We start from the raw sequence: 12,347 nt of genomic DNA, 5'->3' as shown, positions 1-12,347 counted from the left end.
GGCCTCATCCTGCCGGGCGCGCGGTGTCCTCGCCAGGCGATGGCGGGGTTGCGCCCAGGGCGAAAGTGACGACGAGGTCGGCGCGGTGCCGGCACCCCGTGACGAGGCGGGCGTTGGCCTCGTCCGACGCGTGGACGAAGCGCTCGGCGGCCGGGCGGGACTTGCCGAACCTCTCGTGCCGGTCGACGAGGCGGCGTACCCGCTCCTCCTCGTCGGCCTCCAGGAACCACACCTCGTCGAGCAGGTCCCGAACCCGCGCCCAGGGACCCTCGTCGAGGAGCAGGTAGTTCCCCTCGGTGACGACGAGCGGTACGTCCTGCGGCCCCGGTACGGCGATGCTGCCCGCCACCGGTTCCTCGATCGCCCGGTCGAAGGCGGGCGCGTAGACGACGGTGTCCGGCGTCTCGGGGGAGCGCAGGCGCGCGAGGAGGGCGGCGTATCCGGCGGCGTCGAAGGTGTCCGGGGCGCCCTTCCTGCCCGTACGCCCGAGGCGCTCCAACTCTGCGCCGGCGAGGTGGAAGCCGTCCATGGGGACGAGTACGGCGAGTCCGTCGAGGCGGTCGACGAGGTACGCGGCGAGGGTGGACTTGCCGGCCCCGGGCGCGCCGGCGATGCCGAGGACGCGGCGGCGGCCGGGGGCGATCAGGCGGCGGGCGCGGTCTACGAGGTGGCGCGGTTCCATGGAGCCATGGTGCCGCTCGGCGCGCGAATTCATCCCGTTCGGGAAAGGGCGGGCCGGGGAAGGAAGAAACCCATGCCGCACATCGCCCTCGTCACCCTCGTCGTCCGCGACTACGACGACGCCATCGCGTTCTACACCGACGCCCTCGGCTTCGAGCTGGCCGAGGACACCGACCGGGGCGACGGCTCCCGCTGGGTCGTGGTGCGCCCGCCCGGGTCCACGGACGGAGGTGCGGGCCTGCTGCTGGCCCGCGCGAAGGACGACGCGCAGCTCGCGCGCGTGGGCGGGCAGACGGGCGGGCGCGTCGGCTTCTTCCTGCACACCGAGGACTTCGCGCGCGACCACGCCCGGATGACGGCGGCGGGCGTCCGCTTCCTGGAGGAGCCACGCCATGAGCCGTACGGTTCTGTCGCCGTCTTCGAGGACCTGTACGGCAACCGCTGGGATCTGCTCCAGCCGGCCTGAGGGCACAGAGGGAGTACGCCGCCGTGCCGTGCCGTCCCGCCTTGCCCCACACCATCGGAGTCACTCATGCATGACGACCGAAGCATCGTGGAACACCGCCTGCGCCGCGTCCTCACCGAGCGCGTCAAGCCCGCCGTCCGCTCGCGGCCGCTGCCGATGACCATCGAGAAGTGGGAGGCCCCGGGCGAGCCGGTCCCGGTCGCGGAGGGCCTGTCCGCCGTGTACGAGCCGGCTGCGGCGGGGCAGGCATGGGGCCCGGCGTGGGGCACCACGTGGTTCAGGGTCACGGGGCGGGTGCCGGCCGAGTGGCGGGGCCGTACCGTCGAGGCCGTCATCGACCTCGGCTTCGACCGGCAGATGCCGGGCTTCCAGTGCGAGGGCCTGGTCTACCGCCCCGACGGGGAGGCCGTGAAAGCCCTCAACCCGTTCAACGACTGGGTGCGGATCGGTGACCCGGCCGAGGGCGGCGAGGAGGTGCTGCTGTACGTCGAGGCCGCGTCCAATCCGGTGCTGGCGAGCCATACGCCGACGTACGAGGGAGACAGGCTGACGGCGTCGGACGATCCGCTGTACCGCGTCGGGCGGATGGACCTGGTGGTCTTCGAGGGCGAGGTGTGGGAGCTGGTCCAGGACCTGGAGGTGCTGGGCTCGCTGATGACCGAGCTCGCAACCGACGACGCGCGCCGCTGGGAGATCCTGCGGGCGGTCGAGCGTGCGCTGGACGCCGTCGACCTGGCCGGCATCGCCGGTACGGCCGCCCCCGCCCGCGCGGAGCTGGCCGGGGTCCTCGCCTCCCCCGCGAACGCGTCCGCGCACCGCATCAGCGCGGTCGGGCACGCGCACATCGACTCGGCGTGGCTGTGGCCGCTGCGCGAGACGGTGCGGAAGGTGGCGCGTACCTCCTCCAACATGGTCGCCCTGATGGACACCCACCCCGGCTTCGTCTTCGCGATGTCGCAGGCTCAGCAGCTCGCGTGGATCAAGGAACACCGGCCGGAAGTGTTCACGAAGGTGAAAAAGAAGATCGAGAGCGGGCAGTTCGTGCCCGTGGGCGGGATGTGGGTGGAGTCGGACACCAACATGGTGGGCGGGGAGGCGATGGCCCGGCAGTTCTTGTACGGGAAGAAGTTCTTCCTGGACGAATTCGGCATCGAAACGAATGAGGTCTGGCTGCCGGACTCCTTCGGCTACACGGCGGCGATGCCGCAGCTCGTCAAGCTGTCGGGCTCGAAGTGGTTCCTGACGCAGAAGATCTCGTGGAGCCAGTCCAACAAGTTCCCGCACCACACCTTCTGGTGGGAGGGCATCGACGGCACGCGCGTCTTCACGCACTTCCCGCCGGTCGATACGTACAACTCCGACCTCGGCGGCGCCCAGATGGCGCACGCGGCCCGCGACTACCGCGAGAAGGGCCGGGCTTCGCGCTCCCTCGCCCCCTTCGGGTGGGGTGACGGCGGTGGAGGCCCCACGCGGGAGATGCTGGCGCGGGCGGAGCGCCTGCGGGATCTGGAGGGCTCCGCGAGGGTGACGGTCGAGAAGCCGTCCGCCTTCTTCGCGAAGGCGGAGGCGGAGTATCCGGACGCGCCGGTGTGGGCGGGCGAGCTGTATCTGGAGTTGCACCGCGGTACGTACACCTCGCAGGCGAAGACCAAGCAGGGCAACCGGCACAGCGAGTCGCTGCTGCGGGAGGCGGAGCTGTGGGCGGCGACGGCGGCGGTGCGCGTGGCCGGCTACTCCTACCCGTACGAGGACCTGGAGCGGATCTGGAAGACGGTCCTGCTGCACCAGTTCCACGACATCCTGCCGGGCTCGTCGATCGCGTGGGTGCACCGGGAGGCGCGGGAGACGTACGCGCGGGTGCGGGCGGAGCTGGAGGCGATCACGGCGGCGGCGCAGGGGGTGCTGGCGGGCGAGGGTTCGGCGGAGGTGACTTTCAACGCGGCGCCGCACGCCCGGCGTTCAGTTCCGGCGGGCGGCGCGGCGGTGGCTTCCGCTTCTGCCGCTGCCCGCGTCAACCCCGTCACCCCCGTCACCGCTGTGAGCCACGAGTCCGGCGGCTACGAACTCGCCAACGGTCTGCTGCGGATCGTCGTCGACGGCCGCGGCCTGGTGGTATCGGCGTACGACATCGGGGCGCGGCGGGAGGCGGTGGCGCCGGGCGGGGCGGCCAACCTCCTCCAGATCCACCGGGACTTCCCAAACATGTGGGACGCGTGGGACATCGACGAGTTCTACCGCCACAACGTGACGGACCTGGTGGACGTGGACGGCATCGCCCTGACGGAGTCGACGGACGACCGGGCGGTGGTGACGGTCTCGCGCTCCTTCGGCGACGGCTCAACAGCCGTACAACGCCTCACCCTCCACTCGGGCGCGAAGGTCCTGAACATCGAGACGGAGGTGGACTGGCACGAGACGGAGAAGTTCCTGAAGGCGGCCTTCCCGCTCGATGTGAAGGCCGACCGGTCGGCCGCCGAGACGCAGTTCGGGCACGTCTTCCGTGCCACGCACACCAACACGTCGTGGGAGGCGGCGAAGTTCGAGATCTGCGCGCACCGCTGGATCCAGGTGGAGGAGCCGGGGTGGGGTGCGGCGATCGTGAACGACTCGACGTACGGCCACGATGTGACACGCGCCGTACGGGAGGACGGCGGCCAGACCACCACCGTCCGCCTCTCCCTCCTCCGCGCCCCGCGCTACCCGGACCCCGCCACCGACCAGGGCACCCACCGCCTGTGTTTCGCGCTGGCGCCCGGCGCGACGGTCATGGACGCGGTGCGCGAGGGCCACTGGATCAACCTTCCTGAGCGTACGGTCAGGGGCGCCTGCGCCGCTGTCGAACCACTGCTCACGTCGGACGACGACCGCGTCGTGGTGGAGGCGGTGAAACTGGCGGAGGACCGCAGCGGCGATGTGATCGTGCGCCTGTATGAGGCGGCGGGCGGCCGGGCGTCGGCGACGCTCGGAACCGGCTTCCCGGTCACCTCGGCGACGGAGACGGACCTGCTGGAACGGCCCCTGGCGGACTCGGCGGCGTACGGAATCCATCATGGGGGCTCGCTGGAAGTGACCCTGCGCCCCTTCCAGATTCTGACGCTTCGTCTGGCGCGGGGCTGAGAGCGCCGGCCGATGGAGTTCTGGTCCCGGATCGAGAGCCTGAAACAGCCAAGGCCGGACCACGCTCTCGGCGTAACATCCGCCCACATGCCCTTTCCCGAACTGCACCACGACGCCGTTGTAGCCGACACCCACAACGACCTCCTCCTGGCGGTCACCGCCCGCCCGCCCCGCCGCTGGGCGGGCTTCTTCCGGGAGCAGTGGCTTCCGCAGCTCCGAGAGGGAGGGGTGAACCTCCAGGTGCTGCCGGTCTTCATCGAGGACAACTTCCGCCCGGAGGGCGCGCTCCGCGAGACCCTGCGCATGATCGAGTGCGCGCACACGCTGGCCGAGGGCAACGCGGACGAGGTACGGCTGTGCCTGGACGGCGCCGACATCGACGCGGCGCTGGGGGCGGGTCGGATCGCCCTGGTCCTGGCCCTGGAGAGCGCCCCCGGCATGGACGCCAACACAGAACTCGTCCCCACCTTCCACCGCCTTGGCGTACGTATCGCCTCCATAGCCCAATGGGGCCGTACGCCGCTGGCCGACGGCAGCGGCGAGGACGCCACCGGAAGCCGCCTCACCGCAGCCGGTGTCGAGGCCCTGGCCGAGATGGAACGCCTGGGCATCCTCTTCGACGTATCGCACCTGAGTGCCTCGGGCGTCGCCCACGTCCTCGAGCTGGCCACCCGCCCCATCCTCGCCACCCACTCCTGCGCCCGGGCCCTGCGCGACCACCACCGCAACCTCACCGACGCCCAGATCCGGGGCATCGCCGCGACCGGCGGCACGGTGTGCGTGAACTTCCTCCCGGAGTTCCTGGCCGACGACCCGGCCGAGTGCACCCTGGACCGCCTGACCGACCACATCCTGTACGTCACCGAGGTCGCCGGCGCCGACCACGTGGGCCTGGGCCCGGACTTCATCCAGGAGGTGATCGGCGACATCACCCCGCCCTGCTGCGAGCCCGACTACGGCTTCCCGTGGTCCCTTCCCGGCATCGAGGGACCCCGCGGCCTGCCCCTGCTCACCGAGGCATTGCTGGCCCGAGGTCTGCCGGAGGCAACCATCCGCAAGATCCTCGGCGACAACGTCCTCACCCTCTTCCGCAAGGAACTGGGCCGCCCCAACCAGGTGACGCTCTGAAATCCCCTCCGGGTCGGACCCACGGAACTTTCGTCCAAGACAGGACCACCGAAAGTCGGCGACGGTAGAGGCATGCACAGCCACGAAGTGGGGTCCACCCCCACCCCCACGGATCGCGATGCCGAGAACGGCTGGGAGGTCGCCCGCCCCCTCGGCGGCACATCCCTCGACGGCGTCCGGATGGCCGGATTCCGTGACCGCGTCGCCGCCGGGCTGGATATGCGGGTGCTCCCCCAGCCCGCCGTGATCGTCGTCATCGGGCTCGGGGACGACCCGCTCACGGTGGAGAGGGCCACTGGGCACCAGCCCATGAGAAGCCTCGTTGCCTCATTGTCGCCGGGTCCGGCCCGCATCCGCGGCGAGCACGTCGAGTGCGTCGAAGTGTGCTTGTCACCCCGGGCTGCCTATGCGCTGCTGGGCGTCTCCCCGCGCGAATTGAACGGGTCTGTCACCGGTCTTGACGACCTGTGGGGGCAGCACGAGCGGCGCCTTCGCGAGCAGTTGACCGACGCCACGACATGGCAGGAACGCCTCGCGCTGACGGACGACTTCCTCAGGAAGCGGGCGGCCGGGGCACCGCCGATGTCGCCCGAGGTCGCCGCCGCCTGGGACACCATCGTGGCCCGTCGAGGCCGGATACGGGTCGGTGACCTCGCCGCGGCTTGCGGCTGGAGCCGCAAGCGGCTGTGGTCCAGATTCAGTGCCCAGATCGGCCTCACTCCGAAGCGGGCCGCCATGCTGGTCCGCTTCGACCATGCTGCCCGAGCACTCCGCGCGGGCGGGAGCGCCAGCGACGTCGCCCTGGCGTGCGGATACGCCGACCAGCCCCATCTCCACCGCGACGTACTGGCCCTTGCCGGGTGCACACCGCGCGCCCTGGCCGGCAGGACTACGTCCGCCGCCTGACCCGTGCCCACACCGGTTCATGCACGTACCACCACACGAGAGAAGGAAGACACCTGTGGCGAACACCGATGTCCGAGCAGCAGGCATGGCCGACCGCGATCTGATCGTCCGGCTCGCGTTCGGGAGCATGGCCGCGCAAACCTTGCGCGCAGCGGTCCGGCTGGGGGTGGTGGAGCTGATCGGCGATACGCCCCGCCGGGCCGCCGAGGTGGCCGCCGACGCCGGAGCCGAACCGCAGCCCATGACGCGGCTGCTGCGCGCCCTGACCGGGCTCGGCCTGCTGAAGGAACACGCCCCCGATTACTTCTCGGTTACCGCCGCGGGCGCACTCCTCGACCCCGGCCGGCCCGATTCGTTCACGTCGTTCGTGCGGATGTTCACCGAGCCGGCGATCGTACGCGCCTGGGAACACCTGGACGACAGTGTCCGCACCGGCGAGATCGCGTTCGACGCCGTGTTCGGCACAGACTTCTTCAGCCACCTCGCCCAGCACCCCGAGCTGTCCGCGGAGTTCAACGCGGCGATGAGCCAAGCCGTCTCGGAGACCGCCGCCGCACTGCCGTGCGCCTTCGACTTCGGCCGGTTCACCACGGTCACGGACGTCGGTGGGGGCGACGGAACCCTCCTGGCCGGTGTACTGGACGCGCATCCGGGCCTCACCGGTGTGGTCTTCGACACGGCGCAGGGCCTGGCCGAGGCGCCGAAGACGCTGGAGCGGCACGGGCTGAAGGGGCGCTGCTCTCTGATCGCTGGGGACTTCTTCCGTACGGTCCCCGAGGGCTCGGACCTCTACCTGATGAAGAGCGTCCTGCACGACTGGACGGACGACCAGGCGGTCACCATCCTTGGCCACTGCCGTGAGGTGCTGCCGCCCGGTGGTCTCGTCCTGATCGTGGAGCCCGTGCTTCCCGAAATCGTCGACACCGACGCCGGCGTCACCGACGGCGGAGTCACCTATCTGAGCGACCTCAACATGCTGGTGAACGTGGGCGGCAGAGAGCGCACCCGCAGGGACTTCGAGGACGTGTGCCGCCGCGCGGGCCTGTCCATCACCTCGGTCACCCCGCTCACGGAGGCCGCACCGTTCTCCCTCATAGAGGCGGTGGCCGGCTGACCGCACTGCCTCGGCGCAGACATCGAAGCCCGTGTCCGGCCTAGCCCTCGCTCACCGCCCGCCCGTAGCAACACAGGTCGCCGGTCAGGTCCCAGCGGAGCGACGCACTACTGGCGCTGAGCCTCGTCCAGTGCGCCCGTCAAGCGGCCCAGGAGCCCTTGAAGGCCGAGGATCTCCTCGATCGAGAGGCCCGTCGCGGCAAGAATCCTGCGCGGCACCGGCAGCGCCCGCTCACGCATCTCGGCGCCTGCCTCTGTCAGCCGGACCGTTACGGAGCGTTCGTCGGCGGCGCTGCGCTCGCGTCGCACCAGGCCGGCCGTCTCCAGCCGCTTGAGCAGCGGAGAGAGCGTGCCGGAGTCGAGGCGCAGCTGGTCGCCGATCGCTTTGACGGGCTGCGGGCCGTGCTCCCAGAGCACGAGCATGGCCAGGTACTGGGGGTACGTGAGGCCGAGGTCCTTGAGCGCGTCGCGGTAGACGCCGCCGAAGGCGCGCGAGGCCGCGTGCAGTGAGAAGCAGACCTGGTGATCGAGGCGGAGCAGTTCCGCATCGGAGACTGCGGGGAGGACCGGGTCGGTGGTGGGGGCGGGCGTCATGGGTCCAGAGTAACCCGTCGCCCATCATTAGATTGTGCACAATTTAATGATGGGCAACTCTTGAGCCTCCCGCAGACGAATGAGGAGACCCCATGAACGCGCTGTACACCGCTGTCGCCACCGCCAATGGCCGCGAGGGCCGCACCGTGAGCTCCGACGGTCACATCGACCTCCCCCTCGCCATGCCGCCGGCCCTCGGTGGCAACGGTCAGCGAACCAACCCCGAGCAGCTCTTCGCCGCCGGGTACGCCGCTTGCTTCGCCAGCGCGATGGGGCAGGTGGCGCGCCAGATGAAGGTCGACACCAAGGACGTCTCCGTGACCGCCGAGGTCTCCATCGGCAAGGACGACACGGGCTTCGGGCTCGCGGTCGTGATGCGCGTGGAGCTCCCGGACGCCTTGGCGGGCGAGACGGGCCGGAAGCTGGTCGAGGCGACCCACGCCTACTGCCCGTACTCCAAGGCCACCAGCGGCAACATCGAGGTCGAACTCGTCATTGAGTGACACGGGGCAGCCGAAGCCCGGCACCGCGGCGGCAGGGCGGCGTACGCCGACGTGGTGTCGGAGTACGCCGCCCGCGCCGTCATGGCGGTCGGTTACTTGGAGTCGCGGTTGAACTTCGAGATCGACCAGAAGTATCCGAGCACCGCGAGACCCAGGCACCAGCCGACCGCGAGCCACCCGTTGTGGCCGATCTCGGTGCCGAGCAGCAGCCCCCGCAGCGTCTCGATGGCCGGGGTGAACGGCTGGTACTCGGCGATCGGCCGGAACCAGCCCGGCATCGCGTCGACCGGGACGAAGGCGCTGGAAAGCAGCGGCAGCAGGATCATCGGCATCGCGTTGTTGCTGGCGGCCTCGGCGTTCGGGCTGATCAGGCCCATGCCGACCGCGACCCAGGTGAGCGCCATGGCGAAGAGTACGAGCAGCCCGAACGCCGCCAGCCACTCCAGGACGCCGGCATCCGTGGACCGGAAGCCGATGGCCACGGCGACGGCGCCCACGAAGACCACGCTCATGATCGACTGCAGCACGCTGCCGACGACGTGCCCGACGAGCACGGAACCGCGATGGATCGCCATCGTGCGGAAGCGGGCGATGATGCCCTCGGTCATGTCGTTGGAGACGGACACCGCTGTCCCGACCACGGTGCCGCCGATGGTCATCAGCAGGATGCCGGGCACGATATAGGCGATGTAGTCGGAGCGGTCCGCGCCGCCGCCGCCGATGCCCGCGCTCATCACGTCACCGAAGATGTAGACGAAGAGCAGCAGCAGCATGATCGGCGTGAGCAGCAGGTTCAGGGTCATGGAGGGATAGCGCCGCGCGTGCAGCAGGTTGCGGCGCAGCATCGTGTTCGAGTCGCGTACGGCGAGGGAGAGGGCACTCATCGGACGTTCTCCTTGGGCTGGTTGGGGACATTGGCTGCGCTTCCGCCGGTCAGGGCGAAGAACACGTCGTCGAGGTCGGGGGTGTGCACGGTCAGCTCGTCCGCCTCGATTCCGGCCGAGTCCAGCCAGTCGAGGATGGAGCGCAGCTCGCGCTGACTGCCGTCGCTGGGGATCTGCAGCGACAGCGCCTCGTCGTCGCGGGTGACCTCGCTCAGGGCGACGGCGGCGGACTGGTACGCGGACGGGTCGGCGAACCGCAGCCGCACGTGCCCGCCCGGGACGAGCCGCTTCAGCTCGCCGGCGCTCCCCTCGGCGGCGATCTTGCCGTCGCTCAGCACCGCGATGCGGTCGGCGAGTTCGTCGGCCTCCTCCAGGTACTGGGTGGTGAGGAAGACGGTGACGCCGCCTGAGACCAGCTCGCGGATGATCCCCCACATGTTGTGGCGGCTGCGCGGGTCGAGGCCGGTGGTCGGCTCGTCGAGGAAGATGATCCGCGGGTTGCCGACCAGCGTCATGGCGATGTCGAGGCGGCGCTTCATGCCGCCGGAGTAGGTGGAGGCGGGCTTCTTCGCGGCCTCCACCAGGTCGAAGCGCTCAAGGAGTTCGGCGGCGGTGCGGCGGCCCTCGCGGCGCGAGAGGTGGTGCAGGTCCGCCATGAGGAGCATGTTCTCCTCGCCGGTGATCAGGCCGTCGACGGCGGAGAACTGGCCGGTGACGCCGATCGCGGCGCGCACGGCCTGCGGGTCGGCGGACAGGTCGTGGCCGCTGACGCGGATGTCGCCGGAGCCGGCGTCGGCGGAGATGAGCGTGGAGAGGATCTGGACGACGGTGGTCTTGCCGGCGCCGTTCGGGCCGAGCAGCGCGAAGACGGTGCCTGCCGGGATGCGCAGGTCGATCCCGTCGAGGACGAGCTTGTCGCCGTAGGACTTGCGCAGGCAGACGGCGGAGACGGCGGCGGGCGGCTCCTGGCCGTTGGCGCTCCTTGATGCGGGCATGACAGATGAACGCATGGGGCCCTCCCGATCGAAGGCTGGAATGAATGGAATGGAATGAAAGGCGGAGTGAAAGGCGGGTTCTCAGGCGCGGGCGCGGTGGACGTCGATGTTCCCGTAGCGCGTACGGGCGCGGACCTCGACGGTGTCCTGGGACTCTTCCGGGCCCTCGGACGCGGTCAGCGAGTTGTGCACGCTCCCGGCGCCCGAGCTGACGTCGAGCCAGGCGCTGGTGCCCTCGCGCACGCCCACGTCGATGGCTCCGTAGGACGTCTCCAACTGGACGGTCCCGCGGGTGACTTCGGCGACCCGCAGCGTGCCGTTCGCGGTGGTGGCCGCGACGGAGGCCCGGGCGCGCTCGATGATGATGTCGCCGTTGGCGCCGCTGACCCGCAGGTCGCCGGTGACGTCGCTGACGCTGGTGGTGCCGTGCGAGTTCTTCAGGACGGCGACGCCCGTGACCGTGCCGACGCGCATGCTGCCGGAGCTGGTGGTGATTTCGGCGGAGCCCTCGACGCGGTCCACGGTGATAGACCCGTGGGAAGCGGTCAGGTGCAGCGGGCCGGTCGTGTCGAGGCGGACGTCACCGGACGAGGTCTTCACGCGGACCTCGCCGAGGCGCCCGTCGCCGCGCACCTCGGCCCACCCGCCGGTCGCCTCGACCTGGGAGCCCGCGGGCAGTTCGACGGTGACGTCGACGGTGCCGGTGCGCCCGAAGAGGTAGCGCTGCTTGGGCGTCCTGATGCGCAGCTTGCCGCCCGAGTAGGTGACTTCGGTCTGCTCGGCGGCCCGCACGTCCTGGTCCTTCTTCGGGTCGCGGGGAGCTACGTCCACGACGGTGTCGGCGCGGTCGGCCGCGGCGAACTGGAGGGATCCCGCGTCCACGTGGGCGTTGACCGAGATCGGCTGGGGAGTGTCGAAAGAAGGCATGGCTGTCCCGTCCTCTTGGGTCCTCTGAGGTGTTCGTGGCGTCCCCGCTGGTGGGACGTGGCGTGGGTGAAGCCGTTCCGAGGGGCTGGTTAACGCACCCAGCCCGTGAAGCTCTGGCCGGTGGTCCGGGTCTTCCCGGGAGTACGGGGGGTGGCGGCGCCGCCCGTGTCGACCGCGGCCGACACGACGCGTACGAGCCACGCGTTGACCGACAGACCCTCCCTGCCCGCCGCCTCCTCGGCGCGGGTCTTGAGGTGGGCGGGCAGGCGCAGATTGACGCGGGCGGTGCCACCCTCGTCCGTGTCGGCGGGGACCGGGGCCGGTGCGGGCGCGGGCGCCGGCGCGTCGAGCGGTTCGGCCCCCCGGTCCTCGTGCTGCGGCAGCACCACCACGAAGTCCGGGTCGAGGCCACGCAGTCGTACGTCGACCGAGCCGGGGGCGAGTTCACGGGTGATCTCGCCCATGGCGGCGGACAGCACATTGAGCAGGGTCAGACGGGTGGCCGACTCCAACGGCGCGGTCAGCCGCTCGGCAAGCTCGCGGGCTTCGTCACCCCCGGCTTCGGCGGCCACCGCCAGTTCCCGTTGGAGTGTTTCGACGTACGGCGTGAGGTCCATGACTCCATAGTGGCACCACAATGGCGCCACTCGCAAGCCCGAAGGCCGCAACAGGTGGCGCGCGGCAAGGTTCAGCTGGTGACAGTTATCCCGTCATCGCAGGTCAGAGGGCACACGAGGACTGAGTGAAGTGACGGCGCCAACTTGTCGCGGTGTGGCGTCGCGCGGCATCACCGCGGGCGGCGCGCGTACGCTGCGTCCGCGTACGGAGACGCACGGTGGCCGAGCAGGCGATCAGTCTCTACACGTACGAATGCCGGTTGATTCCGGGCGAGGCACAGCTCGCGGCACGGACGGAGCCGACAGCGGCTGCTGCGGGAGCGGCCGAACGCGGCGTACGGCTTCATCCTCGAAGACGCCCTTCACCACCACCCTGAAGGGCGGTGGTGAAGGGCGAGATCAGAGGTAGACAGCTC

General features: G+C 70.4%; 12 protein-coding genes. 6 read left to right on the top strand and 6 right to left on the bottom strand.

The genetic code is table 11. From position 1 onward, the window contains the following. Positions 1-4: 4 nt before the first annotated feature. Positions 5-715, bottom strand: coding sequence for a nucleoside/nucleotide kinase family protein (locus J7E96_RS24125; protein WP_285439509.1), 711 nt, complete (start codon positions 713-715; stop codon positions 5-7). Between the two features lie 39 nt (positions 716-754). Here J7E96_RS24125 and J7E96_RS24120 point away from each other — a divergent pair, with 39 nt between their 5' ends. The 5 genes from J7E96_RS24120 (at position 755) to J7E96_RS24100 (ending at position 7,412) form a co-directional block, all read left to right on the top strand. After that, positions 755-1,147 (top strand): VOC family protein, encoded by a 393-nt coding sequence (locus J7E96_RS24120; RefSeq protein ID WP_215133768.1) that lies wholly within the window; start codon positions 755-757, stop codon positions 1,145-1,147. Positions 1,148-1,213: 66 nt separating this feature from the next. Then, positions 1,214-4,264, top strand: a complete 3,051-nt coding sequence (locus J7E96_RS24115) for a glycoside hydrolase family 38 C-terminal domain-containing protein (protein ID WP_215133767.1) — start codon at positions 1,214-1,216, stop codon at positions 4,262-4,264. Between the two features lie 87 nt (positions 4,265-4,351). After that, a complete protein-coding gene (locus J7E96_RS24110; protein ID WP_215133766.1) occupies positions 4,352-5,392 on the top strand; it encodes a dipeptidase in 1,041 nt (346 codons plus the stop codon). Between the two features lie 72 nt (positions 5,393-5,464). Beyond that, positions 5,465-6,298: a helix-turn-helix transcriptional regulator gene (locus J7E96_RS24105; RefSeq protein WP_215133765.1), complete on the top strand. Its 834-nt coding sequence runs from the start codon at positions 5,465-5,467 to the stop codon at positions 6,296-6,298. Positions 6,299-6,353: 55 nt separating this feature from the next. Then, on the top strand, positions 6,354-7,412 hold the full coding sequence (locus tag J7E96_RS24100; RefSeq protein ID WP_215133764.1) for a methyltransferase: 1,059 nt from the start codon (positions 6,354-6,356) through the stop codon (positions 7,410-7,412). A gap of 107 nt (positions 7,413-7,519) precedes the next feature. On the opposite strand, the gene J7E96_RS24095 is transcribed toward J7E96_RS24100, so the two are convergent. Beyond that, the gene (locus J7E96_RS24095; RefSeq protein ID WP_215133763.1) at positions 7,520-8,005 is read right to left on the bottom strand and encodes a MarR family winged helix-turn-helix transcriptional regulator; all 486 of its coding nucleotides are present in this window, start codon (positions 8,003-8,005) and stop codon (positions 7,520-7,522) included. Between the two features lie 92 nt (positions 8,006-8,097). Here J7E96_RS24095 and J7E96_RS24090 point away from each other — a divergent pair, with 92 nt between their 5' ends. Further along, entirely contained in the window at positions 8,098-8,508 is a 411-nt protein-coding gene (locus J7E96_RS24090) for an organic hydroperoxide resistance protein (protein WP_215133762.1), read from the top strand. A 92-nt stretch (positions 8,509-8,600) separates the two neighbouring features. On the opposite strand, the gene J7E96_RS24085 is transcribed toward J7E96_RS24090, so the two are convergent. The 4 genes from J7E96_RS24085 to J7E96_RS24070 all read right to left on the bottom strand — a co-directional run bounded on the left by J7E96_RS24085 (position 8,601) and on the right by J7E96_RS24070 (position 11,931). Next, positions 8,601-9,392: an ABC transporter permease gene (locus tag J7E96_RS24085; RefSeq protein ID WP_215133761.1), complete on the bottom strand. Its 792-nt coding sequence runs from the start codon at positions 9,390-9,392 to the stop codon at positions 8,601-8,603. After that, positions 9,389-10,387, bottom strand: a complete 999-nt coding sequence (locus J7E96_RS24080) for an ATP-binding cassette domain-containing protein (RefSeq protein WP_215133895.1) — start codon at positions 10,385-10,387, stop codon at positions 9,389-9,391. Before J7E96_RS24080 ends, J7E96_RS24085 begins: the two co-directional genes overlap by 4 nt. 81 nt (positions 10,388-10,468) lie before the next feature. Beyond that, positions 10,469-11,314, bottom strand: a complete 846-nt coding sequence (locus J7E96_RS24075; RefSeq protein WP_215133760.1) for a DUF4097 family beta strand repeat-containing protein — start codon at positions 11,312-11,314, stop codon at positions 10,469-10,471. 89 nt (positions 11,315-11,403) lie between these two features. After that, positions 11,404-11,931 carry a hypothetical protein gene (locus tag J7E96_RS24070; RefSeq protein WP_215133759.1) on the bottom strand — a complete coding sequence of 176 codons (528 nt, stop codon included), beginning with the start codon at positions 11,929-11,931 and terminating at the stop codon, positions 11,404-11,406. Positions 11,932-12,347 lie beyond the last annotated feature (416 nt).

The organism is Streptomyces sp. ISL-96, from assembly GCF_018614035.1.
In the GTDB taxonomy this organism is placed as follows: Bacteria; Actinomycetota; Actinomycetes; order Streptomycetales; family Streptomycetaceae; genus Streptomyces.
The sequence above is the reverse complement of the archived record's forward strand: the minus strand, read 5'-3'. Positions and strand labels throughout refer to the sequence as shown.

What these genes read in the sequence shown, in the direction of transcription:
- J7E96_RS24090 (WP_215133762.1), top strand. Translation starts at nt 8,098, where the DNA reads ATGAACGCGCTGTACACCGCTGTCGCCACCGCCAATGGCCGCGAGGGC.
- J7E96_RS24120 (WP_215133768.1), top strand. Translation starts at nt 755, where the DNA reads ATGCCGCACATCGCCCTCGTCACCCTCGTCGTCCGCGACTACGACGAC.
- J7E96_RS24110 (WP_215133766.1), top strand. Translation starts at nt 4,352, where the DNA reads ATGCCCTTTCCCGAACTGCACCACGACGCCGTTGTAGCCGACACCCAC.
- J7E96_RS24125 (WP_285439509.1), bottom strand. Translation starts at nt 715, where the DNA reads ATGAATTCGCGCGCCGAGCGGCACCATGGCTCCATGGAACCGCGCCAC.
- J7E96_RS24105 (WP_215133765.1), top strand. Translation starts at nt 5,465, where the DNA reads ATGCACAGCCACGAAGTGGGGTCCACCCCCACCCCCACGGATCGCGAT.
- J7E96_RS24095 (WP_215133763.1), bottom strand. Translation starts at nt 8,005, where the DNA reads ATGACGCCCGCCCCCACCACCGACCCGGTCCTCCCCGCAGTCTCCGAT.
- J7E96_RS24115 (WP_215133767.1), top strand. Translation starts at nt 1,214, where the DNA reads ATGCATGACGACCGAAGCATCGTGGAACACCGCCTGCGCCGCGTCCTC.
- J7E96_RS24085 (WP_215133761.1), bottom strand. Translation starts at nt 9,392, where the DNA reads ATGAGTGCCCTCTCCCTCGCCGTACGCGACTCGAACACGATGCTGCGC.
- J7E96_RS24070 (WP_215133759.1), bottom strand. Translation starts at nt 11,931, where the DNA reads ATGGACCTCACGCCGTACGTCGAAACACTCCAACGGGAACTGGCGGTG.
- J7E96_RS24080 (WP_215133895.1), bottom strand. Translation starts at nt 10,387, where the DNA reads ATGCCCGCATCAAGGAGCGCCAACGGCCAGGAGCCGCCCGCCGCCGTC.
- J7E96_RS24075 (WP_215133760.1), bottom strand. Translation starts at nt 11,314, where the DNA reads ATGCCTTCTTTCGACACTCCCCAGCCGATCTCGGTCAACGCCCACGTG.